This is a genomic window from Agromyces sp. Y782, from assembly GCF_059445405.1.
In genome coordinates this window covers 314,380-336,085 of record NZ_JCAIUG010000001.1, presented here as the reverse complement: position 1 = coordinate 336,085, position 21,706 = coordinate 314,380, and the positions used below count along the sequence as shown (strand labels likewise).

Sequence of the window (21,706 nt, the reverse complement as noted above, 5' to 3'; positions counted from 1 at the left end):
TGATGCGAAGATAGCGACCCCGACCGTCGCCGTCGGTGAACCGGGCGCGAATGTTGGGAATCAGCTGAGCGTGGGGAAAACATCGCGACGCGCGACGAAACGCGGCGGCATTCGGTGACGCGCGACGTCACCCAGGCCTCAGAGCCGCCCTGACGCCTTCAGATCGAGGTAGAGGTCGGCAAGGGCCGGCGGCAGCTCATGCGGGGCAGCTGCGATGGTGAGCGCGCCGAGTCGGCGGATGGCGGCGCCCACGCGCTCGCCGTCGAGGAGGCCGCGTTCGGCCGCCGCGGCGACATATACCTGCTCGAGGTCGTCGCGTGTGCGGCTCGCGTCGATGAGGGCAGGGTCGGCGACGGATGCCACGACCACCGTGTGCCGCCCGGTCAACTGCGGCAACACCGAGAGCAGCCCGCGGGCGCTGCCCGGTGAGTCCGCCGCGGTGAGCAGCACGACGAGGGCGTGCTGGCTCGTGATGCGTCGCACCTGACCCGGGACGGAAGCCCAGTCGGCCTCGATCAGCTCGGCGTCGATGCCGGCCATCGTGTCGACCATTCGGGCGAGCAGCTCTGGTCCGCTCGCCCCGTGCACGCGTCCGCGAAGCCGGCGGTCCCATGCGAGGAAGTCGACCCGGTCGCCGGCGTGCGAGGCGAGGGCGGCGAGCAGCAGCGACGCCTCGAACGCGGTGTCGAGTCGCGGCTCGTCGGCGATGCGTGCCGCGGCGGTGCGCGAGGTGTCGGCGACGATGACGATGCGGCGGTCGCGCTCGGGTCGCCAGGTGCGGACCATGAGCCGCATGTTGCCCGGCACCTCGGGGTCGGCGTGCCTGGCGGTCGCGCGCCAGTCGATCGAGCGCACGTCGTCGCCGCGCACGTACTCGCGGATCGAGTCGAACTCGGTGCCCTGCCCGCGGATGAGGAGTGGCGTGCGCCCGTCGAGTTCGCGCAGGCGAGTGAGCCGCGATGGCAGGTGCACGCGCGAATGGAACGGCGGCAGTACCCGCACACGCCCCGGAGCGGCGAGCGTGGCCTGCCGTGACCACAGGCCGAGGGGACCGGCCGAGCGGATCGTGACCTGCTCGGTGCGCCGGTCGCCGCGACGCCACGGCGTGAGTTCGAGGGAGACGCTCCGACGTTCGCCTGGCGGCACTCGCAGTGGCGCACGATTGGAGCCGGTGACCCCGGCCGATGGCTCCCATCCGTCGCGCACCGTCGCCCGGAGCATCCGTTGCCCCAGATTCTCGACGCTGAGCGACGCGGTGATCCGCTCGCCCAGCCGCACCCGATCGGGCAGATCACGGTGCAGCGCCACCCGTCGAGGCGATGCAGCGAGCGACAGGTCGAGCACGCCGGCGCCGATGACGAGTGCGAGCCAACCGAGCAGCGCGATCCACGCCTCGGGCGCGCCGACGACACCCGCGACGACGACGGGCACGACGCCGAGCGCCACGAGCAGGGCGAACCGACCGGTCAGTGTCATATCAGATCCGTGTCATATCAGAGCGGCACCTGCACTTGTTGCACGATCGATGCCAGCACGGCGTCGACCGAGACGCCCTCGAGCTCCGCCTCGGGCCGCAGTTGCACGCGATGACGCCACACGGGCAGCAGCATCGCCTGCACGTGGTCGGGCGTGAGTGACTCGTAGCCGGTGAGCCACGCCCACGCCTTCGAGGCGGCGAGCAGGCCCGTCGTGCCTCGCGGGCTCACACCGAGCCGCATCGACGGGCTTCGGCGAGTGGCTCGCGCCAGGTCGACGAGGTAACCGAGCACGTCGTCTTCGACGCGAACAGCGGATGCCGCGGCGCGAGCCGCCGCGAGTTCGGCCGCGCCCAGCACCGGGGTGACGCCCGCCGCGGCGAGGTCATGCGGATCGAAGCCGTCGGCGTGGCGGCGCAGGAGCGACAGCTCGTCGACTCGTTCGGGCACGTCGAGCACGAGCTTCAGCAGGAACCGGTCGAGCTGCGCCTCGGGCAGCGAGTAGGTGCCTTCGTACTCGATCGGGTTCTGGGTCGCGGCGACCATGAACGGGTCGGGGAGAGGCCGGGTCACGCCATCGGCGGAGACCTGGCGCTCCTCCATCGCCTCGAGCAGGGCCGACTGGGTCTTCGGCGGCGTGCGGTTGATCTCGTCGGCGAGCAGGATGTTCGTGAACACGGGCCCCTCGCGGAACGCGAACTCTCCGGAGCGGGGGTCGTATGCGAGTGAGCCGGTGACGTCGCCCGGCATGAGGTCGGGGGTGAACTGCAGGCGTCTCGTGTCGAGTTGCAGGGTGCGGCTCAGGGTGCGCACGAGCAACGTCTTGGCGACGCCCGGCACGCCCTCGAGCAGCACGTGGCCGCGCGTGAGCAGGGCGATGATGAGGCCCGTGACTGCGCCGTCTTGGCCGACGACGGCCTTGCCGACCTCGGTGCGCACGCGGTTGAGCGCGGCACGGAGTTCCTCGTCGGTCGCTGCGCCGGTCGAAGCGAAGATGGGGTCGGTCATGGGAGCCTTCCTGTGGGGTCGGTTGTCTGAGCATCGCTCGCTGAGCTTGTTTCGCGCGCTGAGCTTGCGTCGTTCACTGAGCTTGTCGAAGCGTGCGCGCCCCCTTCGACGGGCTCAGGGCGCGAAGCATGCGGGTCGAGGGAGCGGTGCACGTCGGACTCCAGCCGGGCGAGTTCGCCGGCGAGGTCGACGAGCTCGCGGTCGTGCATCGGATCGGCATCGACGAGCAGTCGCCGCACGGACGCCTCGTCACGGCCGGTCGCCCGCGCCGCGGCATCCGTCACCTGGGCGACGTCGGCCGAGCGCGGAAGCCGGAGCGCACGCCCGATGCGCCGGATCGTGCCGATTCGCAACTGGTCGAGCGCGTGGATGCGTGCACCGGTGCGTGCGTAGAGACGCGCCCGACCGGCGCTCGTCTCGCCCGCGGGCACGTGCACGGGAAGGTTCTCGACGACGAGCGGGCCGAAGCGGCGACCGCGCCAGATGCCGGCGACGATCACCACGACGATGGCGAGCACCATGATGGGACTCACCCATCCGGGCGTCAGTTCACCGATCGTGGGGGCGTCGGCCGCATCGGCGTCACCGGGGCCGGGCAGATACCAGACGAGGTCATCGGATGCCCCGGCGAGCCCGATCGCGAGTGCCGCGTTGCCCGCCTGGGCGATCGTCTCGTTCGCGAAGACCGTTGTGGCGCCGACGATCGCGATCTCGCCGCCGCTCGGCCCGGGACCGGTTGCGACGGCGAAACCGAACTCGCCGTCGCGGAAGCAGCCCTTCCACCCGGCGTCGGCCGCTTCATCGTCGATCGTGAGCAGCCGTTGCCCGTCTGAAAGCGACTCGGCGCGCGCGGCAGGGCCGAGATCGCAGTCGACGTCGTCGATGGGACCGCTCGCCGCACCGGCGAGGCGCACACCCGGTGCGAGCGCCTCGAGCGCCGTGAACCCGGGCTCGACGACGACGAGACGGTCGGCCGCCTCGGCGAGTTCGGCAAGTCGTCGATCGTCGAGGATGCCGTATTCGTCGTACAACATCACCGTCGCACCGGCGGTGGCTGCGTCGAGGGCGGGCTCGAGCGACCGCGCCTCGAGCACCGTGACGCCGTGGCCGCGCAATACCTGGACGAGCGCCTTAGCGCCCGCCGGGGCCGGGTTGTCGGCGGCGAGCGGCGAGCCAGGCTGGCGGGCACCGCCCTGGATCGCAATCACGAGCAGCGCGCCGAGCACGAGCACGGCGGCGATCACGATCCAGGCCCGACGATGCCGCACGAAGGCACGAACCGTGGGGGTCACGGCGGGCGCCGTGCTCGTCGGCACTGTGCTTGTTGGCGCAGACGTGGGCTCAGACGGGGGCACAGGCGCGTCAGCGACGGAGGCCCTCATCGAGAGACCCCGGCGGCTTCGCGGTCACCGGTGCCGGTCTCTGTGCCGTCGTCGGTGCCGGATGCCACGTGGTCGGTGCTGCCCGCCGGACGGGCGACCGAGATGCCTCGCTCGAGCGCGCTCAGCCGCTCGTAGTTTTCGGCCGAGCCGGCGCGACCGAGATAGCGCACGCCATCGAAGTCTGCGGCGGCTGCACGCAGCTGCGTTCCGAACTCGGGGAAGGGGCGGGCCGCGGCATCCACGAACCCTCTCGCCGTCGTGCCGGGATGCACCGTGACGACCTCGCGCTCGACGAGACCCCGCACGAGCGCGCGGAATCGCTCTTCGATGGCGAGGGGCCAGTCGCCTGTCGAGGCCGCTGCGGCGGCCGCCCGCCGCAACGTCTCGAGGTCGCGCAGATCGTGGTCGTCGAAGAGCGGCACCTCGCTGCGGCGCCGACGTCGCAGCCGCGGCAGCCCGAACACGAGGATGCCGACCACCACCACCGCGATCACCAGCACCACGATCAGCAGCGTGAGGATCGGCGCGGGCAACCCGGTGGCGCCGTCGAAGAGCCCGAGGAACCAGTCGCGGATCGTCTGCATCAAGAGATCGAAGGGACTCGGCTTCGCCGCTTGGTACTCGGGCTTGGCGAGTTCGTCTTCGAGCCACCGGCGCGCCTCGGGCGCGTCGGGGTCGAGGGGCGTGCCGCGAAACCGGGTCAAGACCACGTCGGAGCGGGTGCGGTGCCCGCTGGCGCCGTCGGCGCAGGCGCGCGATAGGGATCGGTCACGGGCGACCCGGCGTCACGCTGTTCGACGTACCGCACGAGTTCGAGGTCGAGGGCTTCTGTGCGCATGCGCAGGTCGATGTAGATGACGGCGACGAGCGAGGCCTGCACGACCGCGGTGATGGCGCCGATCAACAGCGAGAGGATGACGGTCACGACCGTCGTCACGATCGTGATCGCGACGGCTGCGCCGCTGCCGGTCGGATCGATCACTGCGGCGAGGATCGTGCCGACGAGCGACACCGGCTGCACGACGACTTGGGAGGCGAGGTTCAGGATGAACCCGACGAGCAGCAGTGTGCCGAAGGTGCGCCAGAAGTAGCCGTCGGTCAGGCGCCAGGAACGACGCATGGCGGTGCCGATGCCGGCGCCCTCGAGCACGATGACGCTCGGCACCAGCGAGAGCTTCGTGCCGAGCCAAGCGGCGAGGACGACGAGGCCGAGTGCGGCGAACAGCACGACGAGGATCGCCATGATCAGGGTGAACGGGTCGGTGAGCGCCGCGACCACGATGACCACGACGAACACTGCGACCACGAGGAGAACCGCGCCCGTCACGATCGCCGTCCAGCCGAGCAACGGCCAGATGCGCTTCGCCGCCCGCTTCCAGAGTGCACCGAAGCCGAGTCGTTCGCCGAGCGTGCCGCTGGCGACCTCGACGACCATCACGCCCTGTAGGAAGGCGCTCGCGATGAGCGACAGCACGACCGGCACGAGCATCAGCAGGATGAAGCCGCCTACGGCGCCCGAGAGTACGGCGTCGACGTCTTCGGACGACGCCCCCTCGATGCGGGTGAATCCGAGCACCGCGAACGGCAGTACGACCGCGAGCGTCGCGACGACCGAGACCAGCTGAACGACGAGACCCGTGCCGAACGTCGCGGCCGGGTTGCGTCGCAGCACTCGGAACGGCGCCCAGAGCAGGGTGCCGAAACCGAGCGGGCGCAGGGGGAGGAGCCCGGGTTTCGGTGGCGGCGTCCAGCCGAGCGGGGCTCCGTACGGCGCTTGCGGCGAGGGCGGCGCGCCTGGATATGGTCCGGCGGATGCCGCGGGCGGCTGTGGCGGCGGGAACGCGGGCCCTTGCCCGTACGACGGGTTCTGGGCATTTGGCACCGGGGGCTGCGCGGAAGCGCCGCCGGGCGCCTGCCAGTCGTGGTCTGACACCAAGTGCGGCTCCTTCCGGCGGATTCCCCAATGCTCGCACATTCCACGGGCGCGGCGATGACTCTCCACAGGGCTTCGGATACCCTCCCAGCCGCGACCGACTACGCTTGACGCACTGGTTTCGGCCGTGACCCGGCGGTGCTGACAGGAATGAACGGATGACTCCACGCGTACTCGTCGTCGACGACGACACGGCCCTCGCCGAGATGATCGGCATCGTGCTGCGCACCGAGGGCTTCGAGCCCTTCTTCTGCGCCGACGGCACGGGCGCGCTTGCCGCGTTCCGCGAGACGAAGCCCGACCTCGTGCTGCTCGACCTCATGCTGCCGGGCATCGACGGCATCGAGGTGTGCGGGCGCATCCGCGCCGAGTCGGGCACACCCATCATCATGCTGACCGCGAAGACCGACACCGCCGATGTGGTGAAGGGACTCGAGTCGGGCGCCGACGATTACATGGTCAAGCCCTTCAACCCGAAAGAACTCGTCGCCCGCATCCGCACGCGCCTGCGCCCTTCGCCCGAACCGGCGGCCGCGACGCTCCGCATCGGCGATCTCACGATCGATGCGGCCGGGCATGAGGTGCGCCGCGGCGAGACCCGTATCAATCTCACGCCGTTGGAGTTCGACCTGCTCCTCACGCTCGCCTCGAAGCCGCAGCAGGTGTTCACCCGCGAAATGCTGCTCGAGCAGGTGTGGGGTTACCACTACAAAGCCGACACACGCCTCGTGAACGTGCACGTGCAGCGCCTTCGCGCGAAGGTCGAGCATGACCCCGACAACCCGCGCATCGTGATGACCGTGCGCGGCGTCGGCTATCGAGCCGGCGCGACCACCTAGGCGAGCGGATGTCGCAGGCAGAGGCCCCGGCGCTCCTCAGCGCCGGCTCGTGGCGTGACGCGGGGCGTCGCGTCGCAGCTCTGCCCCGCCAGGTGACCGAGCTCTGGCGTCGCTCGCTGCAGTTCCGCACGGTCATCATCACGCTCGCCCTCTCGTCGCTCGCGATCTTCGTGATCGGCATCTACATCTCGTTCAGCATCGCCTCGAACCTCTTCCAGACGCAGCTCGACGTGGCAACCGGCGACGCGAACAACGCGACGGTCGCGGCCCAGCAGATCCTCGAAGGATCGGAAGCCACCGATCTGGATCCGGCAACGTTGCAGGCCGTGATGGGAGACGTCGTACGCACGGTGAGGAGCGTCTCGGGCAGCGCGTCGATCGCCTACTTCCGTCATCCAGACGAGGTGCCGAATTCGAGCGCCCCGCCCACCCGAATCGCGCCGAGGCTCGCGGGCGTCATCACACCCGAGTTGCGCGAACGGGTGCAGGGCGATGAAGGCGGTCAGTACTGGCAGTCGGTTGCGCTCGAGGGCGACGACGGCGCCGACGATCCTGGCGTCGTCGTCGGCAGTACGATCGTGGTGCCCGCCGCCGGAGCGTACGAGCTCTACATCGGGTACAACTTCGCCGCAGCACAAGAGACGCTCGCGTTCATGCAGCTCGTCGGCCTCATCGGCGCCGCAGCGCTGCTCCTGCTCCTCAGCGTGATCACCCTGCTCGTCGTGCGCTGGGTGATCGAGCCGATCCGTTCGACGGCGGCGACGAGCCGGCGCCTCGCGGCCGGCGATCTCGGTGTGCGCATGCCCGAGAAGGGCGAAGACGAGTTGGCGACGCTCGCGGCCTCGTTCAACGGTATGGCCGACAGCCTGCAGGCCCGCATTCGCGAGCTTGCGGAACTCTCCGTGATGCAGCAGCGATTCGTCTCGGATGTCTCTCACGAGCTGCGCACGCCGCTCACGACGATCCGGCTCGCGGGCGACGTGCTCTACGGTCAGCGCGACGATTTTCCCGGCCCGACCTCGCGCACCGTCGAGCTGCTGCACACGCAGACCGAACGGTTCGAGACGCTCCTCGCCGACCTGCTCGAGATCAGTCGCTACGACGCGGGTTCGGTCGAACTCGAGACCGAGCCGACGAACCTCGTGCATCTCTCGGGCGACGCGATCGAGTCGATGCACGAACTCGCGTCCAGTCGCGGCAGCGAGCTGCGGCTGGACGCCCCCGGCGGCCATCTCGATGCCCGCGTCGACCCGCGCCGCATCCGCCGTATCGTGCGCAACCTCCTCGGCAACGCCATCGAGCACGGCGAGGGGCGGCCGATCGTCGTCGCCGTTGACAGCAACGAGTCGGCGATCGCCCTCTCGGTGCGCGATTACGGTCACGGCATGACCGCCGATGATGCCGCGCGGGTGTTCGACCGGTTCTGGCGGGCCGACCCGAGTCGCACTCGCACGATCGGCGGCACCGGTCTCGGGCTCGCCATCGCCCTCGAAGACGCCGTCGCTCATGGCGGCTCACTCGAAGTCTGGTCGAAGCGCGGCTCGGGCACCGTGTTCCGGCTGACGCTGCCTCGCACGGCCGACGCTGATCTCGAGGCCGTCGACTCCCCGCTGCCGCTCGAACCCGATGACATCGATGCGACGGGGCCGCCGGCAACCGGTGTCGTACGTGCCGTCGCCCCCGATGCCGCGGTCGAGACCGAGACGGATGTCGCAGAGCAGGAGGTGCGCGATGCATAGACACGTGTTCGCGGTACCCGCGACCCTCCTCGCCGTGGCGGTGCTGCTCGCCGGGTGCGTCTCGATTCCGAGTTCCGGCGGCGTGAATGCGGGCGATCCGGCACCCGTCGAGGAGTCGCTCGAGCTCGACACGATTGCACTGCCGCCGACGAAGGATGCGACGCAGCAGCAGATCCTCGATGGGTTCCTTGCGGCTGCGGCGAGCCCCACCAACAACTACCAGGTGGCGCGTCAGTTCCTCACGACCGCCTTCGCGGACGAATGGCGGGCCGCCGGGGCCACGATCGACGTCCTCGCCGATCGTGAATTCGTGGTCACCGGCGAGACGTCGATTGTCGTTGAAGCCACTCCCGCGGCATCGCTCTCCGCGTCCGGGCAGTACGTCGTGTCGGAGTCGACGTCGCCGATTCCGCTGCCGTACAACTTCGAACAGATCGACGGGCAGTGGCGAATCTCGTCGGCACCGCAGGGCCTGCTTCTCGACGAGACGACCTTCACCCAGGTCTTCGGCGACTACGCGCTCTACTTCTTCGACCCGCAGTACGACTACCTCGTGCCCGACGTGCGGTGGTTCGCGGGGCGCGATTCGGCGCAGACGAGCATCGTGCGCGCGCTGCTTGCCGGGCCGTCCGACTGGCTCGAGCCGGGCGTCGTCTCGGCGTTCCCTGAAGGGGTGCGGCTCGATCCGGCGTCGGTACCGGTCAGCGGGCGCGTGGCGAGCGTCGACCTCGCCGGAGCGACGTTCGACGACCTCGTCACCGTGCAACGCATGCGCCTGCAACTCGAAGCGAGCCTCGACGGTGTGCGGAACGTCGACTCTGTCACTCTCTCGCTGAACGGCGCCGAACAAGACGTGCCAAAGCTCTCACCCGCTCCGATCACGAACCCATCGGTGGCCACTCGGCCGGCGGTCTCCGACGGCACGACGTTCGGCCATCTCGCGACGTCGGGGGAGGGTATCGAACAGATTCCGGGCATCTCACCGCAGGTCGACCTGCTTCTGCCCACCGGAGTCTCGCTCGGCGTCGGCGGCGAGGCGGCCGCAGTGCGCAACGCCGAGGGCGTCTGGATCGTGCGCGCAGACGAGGAGCCTGTGCGCCTCGATCCGCGTGAGGGGCTCGTGGTGCCCTCGATCGACGGCGAAGGCATCGTCTGGTCGGTGCCGACGGCATCCCCCGACCAGCTCATCTGGTACCCAGCGGACGGGCCGAGCGATGGCGTGCAGATGCCGGTGCCGTGGAGCGGTTCCTCGATCGCCGCGATCGAGGTGTCGCGCGACTCCACCCGGCTCATCGCGCTCCTCGGCGACGGGGCGAGTACGCACTTCGTGGCCGTCGCGATCCAGCGCGACGCCTCGGGCACGCCGATCGCGCTCGGCCCGGTCCTCGGCCTTGCGGATGTCGAGGGCACCCCTCTCGACGTCGCCTGGCTCGACGACCGCACGGTCGCCTCCCTCACGGAACTGCCGGGCGGTGGCACACAGATAGTGATCCAAGAGCTCGGAGGCTTCGCAGCGATCAGCGAGGGGCCCGAGGGTGGTCGCTCGATCGTCGGCGGCAACAGCGAATCCGAGCTGCGAGTGCTGACCACCGATGATGTGCTCGTTGCGCGCAGCGGCGTCGGCTGGCAGCCGAGGGCGACCGGCATCCGCCTCGTCGCACCGCAGCAGCCCGATTGAGCCGACCCGTCCTCCACAGCGACCGTACGCACGATCATCGCCCGAACTCCCGGGCGGCCTCTGCCACCGTCAGTCGGCACCTGTCAGTGTGGCGCGATGCACGATGAGCCCGCGCCGCACCTCGCCGGGTCGCGCATCGGCGGGCTCGTGGAGGCCGCGGTGCGCGACGCGATCGCGGTGCTGCTCCCGGTGACGTGCTCGGGCTGCGGCGCGCCCGACCGCAGCGTGTGCGCCGTGTGCGCCCTCGCGCTCGCGCCTGCGCCTCGGCCCATCGAGCGAGACGCGCTGAGAGCGTGGGCGGGTCTCGAGTACGAGGGAGTCGCTGCCGCAGTGCTCGGGGCGTTCAAAGACGGTGCGCGAACGGATGCCGCGTGGGCGCTCGCCCCCGCCCTGCGCGGCGCGATCCTCGCCGCCCTCGCCAACGTTCCCGCCGGCTCGCCGGTCGAGGTGTGCACGATCCCGTCGACGCCTGCTGCGCGCCGAGCGCGCGGGTACGCGCCCGTCGACGTGCTCCTCGGGCGATGCGGCATCCGCTCGTCGCGTGTACTGAAGCTCGCCCGGGAACGCGCCGATCAGGCCGGCCTCGACGCCGAGTCCCGGCGCCGGAATGCGGCGGGCGGGCTCGTGGCCCGCGGTCGCCGACCCTCGATCCTCGCCGCGGCGACGGACGTTGACGGCGCCGAGGCCGACCTCGCCGGACGCCGATTCCTGCTCGTCGACGACATCGTCACGACCGGTTCCACCCTCGCCGAAGCGGTGCGCGCGCTCGCCGCGGCGGGAGGCGAGACCGTCGCGATCGCGGTGCTCGCCGAGACGCCGCGGAGGTTCCCGCGGCGTGGAGGATTCTCACGGGAAACACGCCGTGACATTGCCGCACAAGGGGGCTACGGTGGCAGGACAGGCGTGGTCGATCCACCCTTCAGAACCGGGTGACACGTCGGTGAACGGAGGTCGTCATGGAACTGAACATCGTCGGACGAAACCTGGGGATCACGGACCGATTCCGCGCCTATGCGGCGGAGAAGGCCGAGAAGGTGACGCACCTGGCCGAGCGCGCGATCTCACTTGAGGTCAAGCTCAGCCGTCACAACGAGAAGAACGGCAACCCGGGCCCCGACCGCGTCGAGCTCACTCTGATCGGCAAAGGGCCAGTGGTCCGGGCCGAGGCAGATGGCTCCGACAAGTACGCGGCGTTCGACGTCGCACTCGGGCGGTTGCTCGAGCGCATCCGGCGGGCGAAGGATCGCCGCAAAGTGCACCGCGGCGGGTCCCGACGGCCGACCTCGCTTCGTGAAGCCACCGATCTCGGATTCTCCGACGTCGGCGTGCAGGCTGCGGCTTCGGAAGTGCTCGAACAGGTTCGTACGGGCAGCATTCCCGTCATCGACGAGAACGAGCCGCATGTCGAGGAAGACGAGGTGTACTGCCCCGTCGTGATCCGTCGCAAGGTATTCGCCTCCACGCCGATGACCGTCGACGACGCGCTCTACTTCATGGAGCTCGTCGGTCACGACTTCTACCTGTTCGTCGATGCGGAATCGGGGCGTCCCAGCGTCGTCTACCGTCGCAAGGGATGGGATTACGGACTCATCGGGCTCGACGAACGCGCCGAGGAGCGGGCGCCGTCGAGCTCGCAGATCGAATTGGAGCGCGCGAGCGCGTGACATCCGCTCGCTGAGCGGTCTTGCTCGCTGAGCTTGCCGAAGCGAGCCGGCCGGCGCGGTCGCGATCACTTCGACGAGATCGGTGAACGTGGCGGGCGGGGCTTCGGCAGCTCAGTGAGCCCCGGCCCGTTCACCGCTAGCATGGCTATGATGGCCGTCTGCACGGCGGCAACGGGCGTGCCCGGGGCTCATCCCGAGGCCCTGCGCCCAACAACAACAGGAGAACATTCGTGGCTTCGATTCTGGAAAGGGTCCTCCGCGTCGGTGAGGGCCGCACCCTCAAGCGGCTGGAGAACTACGCAGCGGCGATCAACGCCCTCGAAGACGGATTCCAGGCGCTCAGTGACGACGAGTTGCGGAGCGAGACGGTCGAGCTCCGCGAGCGCTACTCGAACGGCGAGTCGCTCGACGATCTGCTGCCCGAGGCGTTCGCAGCGGTGCGCGAAGCGAGTCGGCGCACCCTCGGCCTCCGCCACTTCGATGTGCAGCTCATGGGCGGGGCGGCCCTGCACCTCGGCAACATCGCCGAGATGAAGACCGGTGAGGGCAAGACCCTCGTCGCGACCACCGCCGCCTACCTCAACGCGCTCACCAGCCGCGGCGTGCACATCGTCACGGTCAACGACTTCCTCGCGAGCTATCAGTCCGAACTCATGGGCCGTGTGTTCCGCGCCCTCGGCATGACCACCGGGTGCATCGTGGCCGGCCAGAACCCGCAGGTGCGCCGCGAGCAGTACGCGGCCGACATCACCTACGGCACGAACAACGAGTTCGGCTTCGACTACCTGCGCGACAACATGGCCTGGCAGTCGAGCGACATGGTGCAGCGCGGCCACTACTTCGCGATCGTCGACGAGGTCGACTCGATCCTCATCGACGAGGCGCGCACGCCGCTCATCATCTCGGGCCCTGCGTCGGGTGAGGCGAACCGGTGGTTCACCGAGTTCGCGAATCTCGCGAAGCGACTCGTGGCGGGTGAAGACTACGAGGTCGACGAGAAGAAGCGCACCGTCGGCGTGCTCGAGCCCGGCATCGAGAAGGTCGAAGACTATCTCGGCATCGACAACCTCTACGAGTCGGCGAACACGCCCCTGATCTCGTTCCTGAACAACTCCATCAAGGCAAACGCCCTGTTCAAGCGCGACAAGGACTACGTCGTGATGAACGGCGAGGTGTTGATCGTCGACGAGCACACCGGCCGAATCCTCGTCGGCCGTCGCTACAACGAAGGCATCCACCAGGCGATCGAGGCGAAAGAGGGAGTGCAGGTCAAGGCCGAGAACCAGACCCTCGCCACTGTCACGCTGCAGAACTACTTCCGCCTCTACGGCAAGCTTTCGGGCATGACCGGTACCGCCGAGACCGAGGCATCCGAGTTCATGGCGACCTACAAGCTCGGCGTCGTGCCGATCCCCACCAACAAGCCGATGGTGCGTCTCGACCAGCCGGACCTCGTCTATAAGAACGAGGAGGCGAAATTCGCGCAGGTCGTCGAGGACATCGTCGAACGCCACAAGCAGGGCCAGCCCGTGCTCGTCGGCACGACGAGCGTCGAGAAGAGCGAATACCTCTCCCGACTCCTCGCCAAGAAGGGCGTGCGGCACGAGGTGCTGAACGCGAAGAACCACGCGCGCGAGGCCGCGATCGTCGCGCAGGCGGGCCGGCACAGCGCCGTCACGGTTGCGACGAACATGGCCGGTCGCGGCACCGACGTCATGCTGGGCGGCAACGCCGAGTTCATCGCCGTGCAGCTCATGCACGAGCGCGGCCTCAGCCCGGTCGACACTCCCGAAGAATACGAAGCCGCTTGGGACGAGGTCTTCGAGAAGGTCAAGGGCGAGGTCGCCGTCGAAGCCGAGAAGGTGCTCAGCGCCGGCGGGCTCTACGTGCTCGGCACCGAGCGTCACGAATCGCGCCGCATCGACAATCAGCTGCGCGGTCGCTCCGGTCGTCAGGGCGACCCGGGCGAGAGCCGTTTCTACCTCTCGCTCACCGACGATCTCATGCGACTCTTCAACGCCGGTGCCGCCGAGAGCCTCATGTCGCGCGGAGTGCCCGACGATGTCGCCATCGAGTCGAAGGTGGTCTCGCGCGCCATCCGATCCGCACAATCGCAAGTCGAAGCCCGGAACGCCGAGATTCGCAAGAACGTGCTGAAGTACGACGATGTGCTGAACCGTCAACGCGAGGCCATCTACAGCGACCGCCGTCACATCCTCGAGGGCGACGACCTGCACGAGCGTACGCAGCGGTTCCTCGAAGACGTCATCGACGAGGTGCTCGACACCCACACTGCCGAAGGCAACCCCGACGAGTGGGACTTCGACGCGCTTTGGACTGAACTCAAGACGCTCTATCCGATCGGCATCACGATCGACGAGGTCGTCGCCGAGGCGGGAGAGAAGGGTCGCGTGAACCGCGACTTCATCCGCCGAGAGATCCTCTCCGACGCGAAGATGGCCTACTCCCGACGCGAGCAGCAGCTCGGCTCGCCCGCGATGCGCGAACTCGAGCGTCGTGTCGTGCTCTCGGTCATCGACCGCCGCTGGCGCGACCACCTCTACGAGATGGACTACTTGAAAGACGGCATCGGCCTGCGCGCCATGGCCCAGCGCGACCCCCTGGTCGAGTATCAGCGCGAGGGTTATGCCATGTTCCAGCAGATGATGGGCTCGATCCGCGAAGAGACGGTCGGCTTCCTCTTCAACCTCGAAGTCGAGGTCGCGCCGCAGGCAGGCGCTGGAGCCAAGATCGAAGCAAAGGGCCTCGGACGCCAGGGCGCAACCGACGACAAGCTCAGCTATTCGGCACCGAGCGACGCCGGCGGCGTCGAGGTGCGCAACGAGCGCGGACAAGTGCAGCAGGCGGCGACGCAGCGAGCACGCCGGGCCGTCGCCGAGAGCCAGGCGCCGGCTGCCGAAGAGACACGCGGCGCATTCGGTCAGCGAACGGGCGGCGAAGTGGCGCCGCAGAATCGTGCAGAGCGGCGGGCTCAAGACCGCAAGGGTCGCTAGCCCACTGCTGAACCCCGGTCTGGTGCGTTGTCCGGCCGGGGTTTCGCACGAAGCAGGGTGCGCCGTGGCGCGTCAGCGTGATCCGCTACCAGTTGCTCTGCGTGCGTGAACTCAGGCGTGCGCGTGCTCGGCCGGGCGTGTGCTCAGGCGCGTGTGCTCGGGCGTCTCGGCTCAGAGCACGCCGATGGCGCTCGCACGCCAACGCTGGTCGAAGCCCTCGATGCGGATCGCGACCGCCCGGGACCTCGCCTTCTGGTGCACCATGACGACCGCCTCGACCACGCCGTCGGCGGGCTCGCACATGAGTACGCGGCCGACGGTGAACGCGGGCCGCTGCGGTGATTGCCCCTTGACCCTGCGTGCGCGCGCCGCGAGCACGACCCGCTTGGAGAGATTGCGGTAGACATCGTCGTTGACCCACCTCGCAAGCTGTTCGAGGTCGCGAGCACCGCCGAGCGCTTCGATGACGCAGTGGGTCAGGTTGCGCAGCAGCGGCTCGGGATCGGGTAGCTCGGTGCGGCGGGCCGGCTGGCGGGCGAAGTACTCATCTTCATCGTCGAGGAATTGTGCTGCGGATCCTCGATTCACGGCCGTTCGGGTGGCGATCGCGTCGCGTGCGGTCATCTGTACTCCAAGGGGGAGGATGGCTCGCCGGACGTGCCGTCGGGCGACGGGTACACCCCCTTGTGGGGGACATCGGGGTGTTCCCTGAGTGAACCGTATGCAGGCGGCGAAACCGTGTCAAGAGTTTTCCTCGCCTGTGGAAAACGTTTCCGTCATGGTGCGACGCACGGTAGCGTCTCTGCATGCGCTGGGACCTGTTGTTCGACGACCTCGAGTCGCAGATCGACCAAGACCAGCGCGACGAGGAGCGCTCGCTCGCCATCGAAGAGGAGCGGCTGCGACTCGGCCGGCTGACGCTTCGCGATCGGCTGGCCGCGATCGCCCGATCAGAGTCCGATGAACCCGGAGCGTTCGTCCGGATCGAGCTGCATGGTGGTCGCACCGTCGCGTTGCAGCCGCAGATGTTCGGCCGTGATTGGGTGAGCGGGCGATCGATCGAGTCCGGACAGGCGGGCGCCCAATGCGTTGTGCCGATCGCCGCGATCGCCGCGGTGCTGCCCACCCGCGAACAACTGGAGCCGAGCCTCGAGTCGGTGCCCGAGGCATCCGCTCGCCTCGCAGAACGCATCGGGATGCCCTTCGTGCTGCGCGACCTGTGCCGTCGCCGCACAGCGGTGCGCGTGAGCACGCTCGACGGTCAGGCGCATGGCACGATCGACCGGGTCGCGCGCGACCATATCGACCTCGCGTTGCACGAACCCGGCGCTCCGCGACGCGAGCACGAGGTGCACGGTTATCGCATCGTTCCGCTCGCCCGCGTGCTGCTCATCGACTTCCGCTGAGGGGGTCGGGGGTAGAGGATCGCGGTTGGGACGCTCAGTCGACGGGTCGAACACGCCCGGTGCGCGCGCCGGAGAGCTCGGCGATGTTCGCGAACTCGCCCTGATTCCACGCCGAGTGCCGGCGCGTCTCTTCATATTGGAGTTCGATCCAGACCTCGAGTTGCACGCGTTCGATGCGCCATGGACCGGCTGTGCCGATGCGAATCGCCGGCAGTTCCCCGGAGCGGACCAGGTCGTCGACGGCCGCCACATCGACCGCGAGGATCTCGGCGGCGTCTGCGAGCGTGAGGAAGCGGCCGATCTCGTCGCCCGCACCTGGAGAGGTCATGTCTTGATTATCGACCGGAAGCGGGTCGGCCGGGGCGGCTGTGGATAACTTCCGACCAATCTCGCGGGTTCGGGCGACGATAGACCCCGGCGCGACTCGCGCAGAGCGGAAGGAAGCACACGATGGCACGTCGTCAGGAACGCGGGGAGCGGGGAGCGCTGCGTCTCGACCCGCGCCTCATCATCGGGATCGTGCTCATCGCGGGTTCCACCCTCGGGGTCTCCGCCCTCGTGACCGGTCTCGACGACGGCGTCGACGTCTACGTCGCCCGCGACACGATGACTCCCGGCACGCGCATCCACGCCGATGACCTCACCACCGAGTCCGTGCGGCTCGGCGCGGCCACCGCCAGGTACCTCGAAGCCGGCGACATTCCCGCCGATGGGCTCGTCGTGTCGCGCACCGTGACCGCCGGCGAGCTCGTACCCGAGTCCTCGGTCGATGATGCCGACCGCACGGGGCTCGCCACCGTCGTCGTGCCGAGCCGTGGCGCGCTTCCCGCAGGAATCGCCGCCGGTGCACGAGTCGACCTCTGGACCGCGAAGCAGGTCGACGGCGGCGGGTTCGCGCCGCCGGCCGTACTCGTCTCGGGCGCAGAGATCGCCGGTGTCATCGAGAGCGAGGGCATGGTTTCGTCGGGCGGCGTCTCGGTGGAGCTCCTGATTCCCAGAGAGAAGGTTGCGGCGCTGCTCGAGGCACTCGCCGCGAGCGACGCGATCGATCTCGTGCCCGCCCGTTCGGCAGGCGAGTGAGATGGCGCGCCTCGCGCTCGCCCTCGACGGTACGACGGAAGACCGCATCCTCGCCGATGTCGTCGAGCACGGCCACACGATCGTCGCCCGGCTCGTCGGATGGCGCGACCTCGTCGACAGTCTCGACCTGCTGGCACCCGAAGTCGTGCTCGTCGGCGCAGGCAGGGGCACGCTGAGCGAAGAACTGCTGACCGCGTGCGACGAGCGCGGCATCCGTCTGGTCGCACTGGCCAGCAGCGACGCCGAGCGCGCGGAGGCCGCACGACTGGGATTGCACGAGGTGATCGACAGCGCCGCGCCCTGGCCCGAGATCGAAATGATCGTGAGCGGGGGAGTGCCCGTGCCGTCGCGCGTCGGCGATCCCCGGTCGAAGAGCGACCGTACGGCTTCCGTCATCGCAGTCTGGGGCCCCGGCGGCGCGCCCGGGCGCAGCACGATCGCGGTGAATCTCGCGGCCGAGATCGCTGCTGCGGGGCACACCGTCGCGCTCGTCGACGCCGACCCCTATGGCGGTGCGATCGCACCATCGCTCGGGTTACTCGACGAGGCCCCAGGGTTCGCCTCAGCGTGCCGACTCGCCGGTGCTGATGCGCTCGACCGTGCCGAGCTCGAGCGCATCGCCCAGCGCTACTCGGTACCGCGCGCGGCGTTCAACGTCTTCACCGGCCTCGTCGGTCCGAGCCGCTGGCCCGAACTCTCGCGCGAGCGGGTGACCGCGGCCATCGGTGCGATGCGCATGTGGGTCGAGTACGTCGTCGTCGACACCGGGTTCAGTCTCGAGCACGACGAAGAACTGACGAGCGACCAGTTCGCTCCGCGGCGCAACGCCGCGACATTCGCCGCGCTCGCCACCGCCGACCGAGTCGTCGCCGTCGGCTTGGCCGACCCGGTCGGACTCTCGCGCCTGCTCCGCGGTCATGGTGAACTCATCGACCTCGTCGACCCCGAGCGCATCGACGTGGTCGTGAATCGGGTGCGCTCGAGCGCGCTCGGTATCGACGCGCATGCGCAGGTGCGCCAGACGCTGCGCCGCTTCGGTGGGCTCTCCGATGCGACACTGCTGCCGCATGATGCCAAGGCGACGGATGCCGCGATCCTCACCGCTCGAACGCTGCGTGATGCGGCACCGCGCTCGCCGTTGCGCGCCTCCATCCGCGAGTACGCGCTCGAGAGCATCTTGCCGGTGCCGCAGGCGCGCCGACGGGGCTTCGCGATTCCGGCGTTCCGGCGGGCTGCAGCAAGCTGACCCGAGTGCGGGCATTACGCTGGTGCTGTGTCGACCCTCAGTGATCTCGTCCTCGCCCAGGGCCGCAGCAGTCAGCCCGATGTCGATTGGCTGCACATGCTCGTCGGTGACCTGCAGTTGCTCGCCGACCTCGCATTCGCCGATATCGTGCTGTGGGTGCCATCCGGCGACGACGGTTTCGTCGCAGTCGCGCACGCTCGCCCGTCGAGTGCGGCGACCCTCTTCTACCGCGACTTCGTCGGCCAGCAGATCAAGCCGCAGTGGCGTGAACTCGTCGGCCAAGCGTATTCGAGCGCGCGCATCGTCGACTCGTCGGCCCCCGACTGGTACGAAGAGATGCCCACTCGCGTGCGCGCCGTGCCGGTGATGCGGCGCCTGACGACCGCCGGCACTGCCGTCGCACCCAATCCGGTAGCCGTGATCACGCGGCACACGAACCTCGGCGCCACACGTACGCCGAGCCGGCAGGAGCTCACGTTCAACGAGTGCGCCGAAGAGCTCTTCCAGATGATCGCGTCGGGCGACTTCCCCGACCTGGGCGCGCCCACAGGGCCTCGCCGAGGCGCGCCTCGCGCCTCAGACGGCCTCATCCGGCTCCACGTCGATGGCATCACGACCTTTGCGAGCCCGAACGCGCTCTCCGCCTTCAACCGCATGGGCTTCGATGACGAGCTCGAGGGCGAGTCGCTCGCCGAGGTGACCACGCGGCTCCTCTCCGGCAAGCTCGTCGTCGACGAATCGCTGCCGCTCGTCGTCACCGGCCGGGCACCGTGGCGCACCGATGTCGAATCGCGGGGTGTCACCGTGTCGTTGCGTGCCATCCCGATCCGCCACCACGGTGAGCGCATCGGTGCCATCGTGCTGAGCCGTGACGTCACAGAGCTCCGCCACCAGGAGCAGGAGCTCATCACCAAAGACGCGACGATCCGCGAGATCCATCATCGAGTGAAGAACAACCTGCAGACGGTCGCGTCGCTGCTGCGCATCCAGGCCCGTCGCACGCACTCCGACGAGGCGCGCGAGGCGCTCACCCAGGCCATGCGCCGTGTCGGTGCGATCGCAGTGGTGCACGACACCCTTTCAGAGGGACTCACGCAGAACGTCGACTTCGATGCCGTCTTCGACCGTGCCCTGCTGCTCGTCGCCGAAGTCGCCTCGGCGCACAACACGACGGCGCATCCGAAGCGCTCAGGGTCGTTCGGCGTACTGCCGAGCGAGTACGCCACGCCGCTCGCGCTCGCACTCACGGAGCTCGTCACCAACGCGGTCGAGCACGGCCTCGCCGGTCAGGAGGGCGACGTCGAGATCACGGCCGATCGATCGCCGACGACGCTCACCGTGCAGGTGCGCGACACCGGGTCGGGGCTGCCCGAAGGCAAGGTCGGCGAGGGCCTCGGCACGCAGATCGTGCGCACCCTCATTCAGGGCGAGCTGGGAGGCACGATCGACTGGCACACCGTGGTCGGTCGCGGCACCGAAGTGACGATCGACGTGCCGTTGCGCTGGATCGCGGCGGTGTAGGGGGAACGATCGGCGCGGGGGCGGTTGCCGGAGTTCGGGTGCCGGCAGGCGTCGTGGTGCGTGGTTGTGAGCGAGCAACCCAGTAGGTGGTTGCGGACGAGCGTCGCGTTGTCGGGTCTGCCGCGTACGCTTCGCGGCGCTCACGCGCCGCGAGAGCTACGGCTGTCGCCATTCTCGACCTGGCGTGTCGCTGATGCGCGCCACGCCTGGCCGAGAGCTCATGATGCGCGGCGTGCGCGCGCAGCGCGGCGCTTCAGGGCGCGGCGCTCGTCTTCGCTGAGGCCTCCCCAGACGCCCGAGTCCTGACCGGTCTCGAGTGCGTACTGCAGGCAGATCTCCGTGACCGTGCATCGGCCGCAGACGGCCTTCGCCTTTTCGATCTGGTCGACGGCGGGACCCGTGTTGCCGACCGGGAAGAAGAGTTCCGGGTCTGCTGTGAGGCAGGCGGCCTTGTCGCGCCAATCCATGGAGATGCTCCTTGCGGGGTGTACTTCGATTGCAGACGCGCACGATTGCGCTTGCCGAATCCGGCTGCTGCTGGGGGAAAGCCGAATCTCGGGAAGTAGGATCAGTGACTGATCGGCTCACGTCCCTGTGAGCATCAATTCGGCCTCATAAAGGGTCGCATAGCGGAGAGATCGAATCAATAGCTGTGTATGGGATAACCCTGTGAATCGGCGCGACGACGGCGGGCAGAACGTGCTACACGACGGTGCGGCATCCGCTGCTCGACCCCGAGGCGGAGTGCGAGGCGCACTTGCAGTGGTGAGCATCATGCTGTTCCTCGAGGCGTTCGCGATGACCGCACTCGTGATCTGGCTCGCCATCGACCTGCTCGCGTTGCAGCCGTCGTCGTACGCGACGGCGATCGCATTGCTCGTGCTGGTGGCGATCGGGGCGATCTGGGTCGTGGCCGTCGCCTTCGCCTCACTCCGGCGCGCGCCGTGGTCGCGCGCAGCGGCGATCGTCTGGCAGATCCTGCAGGTTTCGGTCGCGGTCGGCGCGTTCCAGGGCTTCTTCGCGCGACCGGATCTCGGGTGGGCGCTGCTGGTTCCGGCGATCACGGTGATCGGCCTGCTGCTGTGGGCGCCCGTGCGTCTCGCCTACGCCCGCTCCGAGGATCACCCGGCGGATCGCCCTGAGGAGTGAATCGCGCTCAGGAGCGAATCACGCTCAGGAGCGAATCGCGCTCAGGAGCGAATCGCGCTCAGGAGTGAATCGCGCTCAGCCGTCGAGGCCGAGCTCACGGCGCAATCGGGCGACGTGCCCCGTCGCCTTGACGTTGTAGAACGCTCGCTCGATGCGGCCGTCTTCGCCGATGACGAACGTCGACCTGATGGAGCCGACAATGATCTTGCCGTAGAGCGATTTCTCACCCCACACGCCGTAGGCCTGCTGCACGGCGAGGTCGGCATCGGAGAGCAGGGTGTAGGTGAGGCGGTCGCGCTCGGCGAACGCGGCCAGCTTGGCGACCTCGTCTTTCGAGACGCCGAGCACCCGGATGCCGGCGCTCGCGAAGGAGTTCAGGTTGTCGCGGAAGTCGCACGCCTCGGTGGTGCAACCGGGGGTCATCGCCTCGGGGTAGAAGTACAGGACCACCTTCGTGCCGCGCAGGGCTGAGAGGGTGACCGGTTCGCCGTTCTGGTCGAGCAGGGTGAAATCTGGAGCGGGGTCGCCGGGGGCGAGTCGAGCATCGGTCATGCCTCCATGTTAAGCAGATC

Annotated in this window: 20 protein-coding genes; 11 read left to right on the top strand and 9 right to left on the bottom strand. The window is 68.9% G+C overall.

The genetic code is table 11. The annotated features are described in order from the left end of the window. Positions 1-138 precede the first annotated feature (138 nt). The 5 genes from AC1C2S_RS01555 to AC1C2S_RS01535 all read right to left on the bottom strand — a co-directional run bounded on the left by AC1C2S_RS01555 (position 139) and on the right by AC1C2S_RS01535 (position 5,798). Positions 139-1,476: a DUF58 domain-containing protein gene (locus AC1C2S_RS01555; protein WP_495350779.1), complete on the bottom strand. Its 1,338-nt coding sequence runs from the start codon at positions 1,474-1,476 to the stop codon at positions 139-141. 17 nt (positions 1,477-1,493) lie between these two features. Then, the gene (locus AC1C2S_RS01550; RefSeq protein ID WP_495350778.1) at positions 1,494-2,483 is read right to left on the bottom strand and encodes an AAA family ATPase; all 990 of its coding nucleotides are present in this window, start codon (positions 2,481-2,483) and stop codon (positions 1,494-1,496) included. Further along, complete coding sequence (locus AC1C2S_RS01545) at positions 2,480-3,775, bottom strand: DUF4350 domain-containing protein (RefSeq protein ID WP_495350777.1); 1,296 nt, start codon at positions 3,773-3,775, stop codon at positions 2,480-2,482. The genes AC1C2S_RS01550 and AC1C2S_RS01545 overlap by 4 nt, the downstream gene beginning before the upstream one ends. Before the next feature lie 86 nt (positions 3,776-3,861). Next, a complete protein-coding gene (locus tag AC1C2S_RS01540; RefSeq protein ID WP_495350776.1) occupies positions 3,862-4,569 on the bottom strand; it encodes a DUF4129 domain-containing protein in 708 nt (235 codons plus the stop codon). After that, a complete protein-coding gene (locus tag AC1C2S_RS01535; RefSeq protein ID WP_495350775.1) occupies positions 4,566-5,798 on the bottom strand; it encodes a DUF7847 domain-containing protein in 1,233 nt (410 codons plus the stop codon). Before AC1C2S_RS01535 ends, AC1C2S_RS01540 begins: the two co-directional genes overlap by 4 nt. 158 nt (positions 5,799-5,956) lie before the next feature. Between AC1C2S_RS01535 and mtrA the strand changes: the two genes are divergently transcribed. From mtrA to secA, 6 genes are all read left to right on the top strand, one after another. Beyond that, on the top strand, positions 5,957-6,637 hold the full coding sequence (mtrA, locus tag AC1C2S_RS01530) for an MtrAB system response regulator MtrA (RefSeq protein WP_495350774.1): 681 nt from the start codon (positions 5,957-5,959) through the stop codon (positions 6,635-6,637). Positions 6,638-6,645: 8 nt separating this feature from the next. Further along, complete coding sequence (mtrB, locus tag AC1C2S_RS01525) at positions 6,646-8,376, top strand: MtrAB system histidine kinase MtrB (RefSeq protein WP_495350773.1); 1,731 nt, start codon at positions 6,646-6,648, stop codon at positions 8,374-8,376. Continuing rightward, a complete protein-coding gene (locus tag AC1C2S_RS01520; RefSeq protein ID WP_495350772.1) occupies positions 8,369-10,054 on the top strand; it encodes an LpqB family beta-propeller domain-containing protein in 1,686 nt (561 codons plus the stop codon). The genes mtrB and AC1C2S_RS01520 overlap by 8 nt, the downstream gene beginning before the upstream one ends. Positions 10,055-10,150: 96 nt before the next feature. Further along, positions 10,151-10,987: a ComF family protein gene (locus AC1C2S_RS01515; RefSeq protein ID WP_495350771.1), complete on the top strand. Its 837-nt coding sequence runs from the start codon at positions 10,151-10,153 to the stop codon at positions 10,985-10,987. A gap of 23 nt (positions 10,988-11,010) precedes the next feature. Continuing rightward, complete coding sequence (gene hpf, locus AC1C2S_RS01510) at positions 11,011-11,718, top strand: ribosome hibernation-promoting factor, HPF/YfiA family (RefSeq protein WP_495350770.1); 708 nt, start codon at positions 11,011-11,013, stop codon at positions 11,716-11,718. A gap of 230 nt (positions 11,719-11,948) precedes the next feature. Then, positions 11,949-14,732, top strand: coding sequence for a preprotein translocase subunit SecA (gene secA / locus AC1C2S_RS01505; RefSeq protein ID WP_495350769.1), 2,784 nt, complete (start codon positions 11,949-11,951; stop codon positions 14,730-14,732). A gap of 171 nt (positions 14,733-14,903) precedes the next feature. Here the strand turns inward: secA and AC1C2S_RS01500 are convergent, their stop codons facing one another. Continuing rightward, on the bottom strand, positions 14,904-15,356 hold the full coding sequence (locus AC1C2S_RS01500) for an Rv3235 family protein (RefSeq protein WP_495350768.1): 453 nt from the start codon (positions 15,354-15,356) through the stop codon (positions 14,904-14,906). A gap of 182 nt (positions 15,357-15,538) precedes the next feature. On the opposite strand from AC1C2S_RS01500, the gene AC1C2S_RS01495 reads away from it, so the two are divergent. Continuing rightward, the gene (locus AC1C2S_RS01495; RefSeq protein ID WP_495350767.1) at positions 15,539-16,138 is read left to right on the top strand and encodes a hypothetical protein; all 600 of its coding nucleotides are present in this window, start codon (positions 15,539-15,541) and stop codon (positions 16,136-16,138) included. A 34-nt stretch (positions 16,139-16,172) separates the two neighbouring features. Here the strand turns inward: AC1C2S_RS01495 and AC1C2S_RS01490 are convergent, their stop codons facing one another. Continuing rightward, positions 16,173-16,466, bottom strand: coding sequence for a helix-turn-helix domain-containing protein (locus tag AC1C2S_RS01490; protein ID WP_495350766.1), 294 nt, complete (start codon positions 16,464-16,466; stop codon positions 16,173-16,175). Between the two features lie 122 nt (positions 16,467-16,588). On the opposite strand from AC1C2S_RS01490, the gene AC1C2S_RS01485 reads away from it, so the two are divergent. From AC1C2S_RS01485 to AC1C2S_RS01475, 3 genes are read left to right on the top strand one after another with little or no spacing between them, the layout of a single operon-like run. Then, positions 16,589-17,218, top strand: coding sequence for an SAF domain-containing protein (locus AC1C2S_RS01485; protein WP_495350765.1), 630 nt, complete (start codon positions 16,589-16,591; stop codon positions 17,216-17,218). Between the two features lies 1 nt (position 17,219). Continuing rightward, the gene (locus AC1C2S_RS01480) at positions 17,220-18,464 is read left to right on the top strand and encodes a CpaE/TadZ family protein (protein WP_495350764.1); all 1,245 of its coding nucleotides are present in this window, start codon (positions 17,220-17,222) and stop codon (positions 18,462-18,464) included. A 27-nt stretch (positions 18,465-18,491) separates the two neighbouring features. Continuing rightward, on the top strand, positions 18,492-19,985 hold the full coding sequence (locus AC1C2S_RS01475) for a sensor histidine kinase (RefSeq protein ID WP_495350763.1): 1,494 nt from the start codon (positions 18,492-18,494) through the stop codon (positions 19,983-19,985). Positions 19,986-20,203: 218 nt separating this feature from the next. Here the strand turns inward: AC1C2S_RS01475 and AC1C2S_RS01470 are convergent, their stop codons facing one another. Continuing rightward, positions 20,204-20,452, bottom strand: coding sequence for a WhiB family transcriptional regulator (locus tag AC1C2S_RS01470; protein WP_022881603.1), 249 nt, complete (start codon positions 20,450-20,452; stop codon positions 20,204-20,206). A 202-nt stretch (positions 20,453-20,654) separates the two neighbouring features. On the opposite strand from AC1C2S_RS01470, the gene AC1C2S_RS01465 reads away from it, so the two are divergent. Further along, a complete protein-coding gene (locus AC1C2S_RS01465) occupies positions 20,655-21,134 on the top strand; it encodes a hypothetical protein (RefSeq protein ID WP_495350762.1) in 480 nt (159 codons plus the stop codon). Between the two features lie 75 nt (positions 21,135-21,209). Here AC1C2S_RS01465 and bcp read toward each other — a convergent pair whose 3' ends face one another. Continuing rightward, on the bottom strand, positions 21,210-21,686 hold the full coding sequence (gene bcp, locus AC1C2S_RS01460; RefSeq protein WP_495350761.1) for a thioredoxin-dependent thiol peroxidase: 477 nt from the start codon (positions 21,684-21,686) through the stop codon (positions 21,210-21,212). Positions 21,687-21,706 lie beyond the last annotated feature (20 nt).

Bases quoted from the DNA above. Each gene is read 5' to 3' on its own strand.
- AC1C2S_RS01555 (WP_495350779.1), bottom strand. From the start codon at position 1,476: ATGACACTGACCGGTCGGTTCGCCCTGCTCGTGGCGCTCGGCGTCGTG.
- AC1C2S_RS01550 (WP_495350778.1), bottom strand. From the start codon at position 2,483: ATGACCGACCCCATCTTCGCTTCGACCGGCGCAGCGACCGACGAGGAA.
- mtrA (WP_495350774.1), top strand. From the start codon at position 5,957: ATGACTCCACGCGTACTCGTCGTCGACGACGACACGGCCCTCGCCGAG.
- mtrB (WP_495350773.1), top strand. From the start codon at position 6,646: ATGTCGCAGGCAGAGGCCCCGGCGCTCCTCAGCGCCGGCTCGTGGCGT.
- AC1C2S_RS01520 (WP_495350772.1), top strand. From the start codon at position 8,369: ATGCATAGACACGTGTTCGCGGTACCCGCGACCCTCCTCGCCGTGGCG.
- AC1C2S_RS01515 (WP_495350771.1), top strand. From the start codon at position 10,151: ATGCACGATGAGCCCGCGCCGCACCTCGCCGGGTCGCGCATCGGCGGG.
- hpf (WP_495350770.1), top strand. From the start codon at position 11,011: ATGGAACTGAACATCGTCGGACGAAACCTGGGGATCACGGACCGATTC.
- AC1C2S_RS01500 (WP_495350768.1), bottom strand. From the start codon at position 15,356: ATGACCGCACGCGACGCGATCGCCACCCGAACGGCCGTGAATCGAGGA.
- AC1C2S_RS01495 (WP_495350767.1), top strand. From the start codon at position 15,539: ATGCGCTGGGACCTGTTGTTCGACGACCTCGAGTCGCAGATCGACCAA.
- AC1C2S_RS01490 (WP_495350766.1), bottom strand. From the start codon at position 16,466: ATGACCTCTCCAGGTGCGGGCGACGAGATCGGCCGCTTCCTCACGCTC.
- AC1C2S_RS01485 (WP_495350765.1), top strand. From the start codon at position 16,589: ATGGCACGTCGTCAGGAACGCGGGGAGCGGGGAGCGCTGCGTCTCGAC.
- AC1C2S_RS01480 (WP_495350764.1), top strand. From the start codon at position 17,220: ATGGCGCGCCTCGCGCTCGCCCTCGACGGTACGACGGAAGACCGCATC.
- AC1C2S_RS01470 (WP_022881603.1), bottom strand. From the start codon at position 20,452: ATGGATTGGCGCGACAAGGCCGCCTGCCTCACAGCAGACCCGGAACTC.
- bcp (WP_495350761.1), bottom strand. From the start codon at position 21,686: ATGACCGATGCTCGACTCGCCCCCGGCGACCCCGCTCCAGATTTCACC.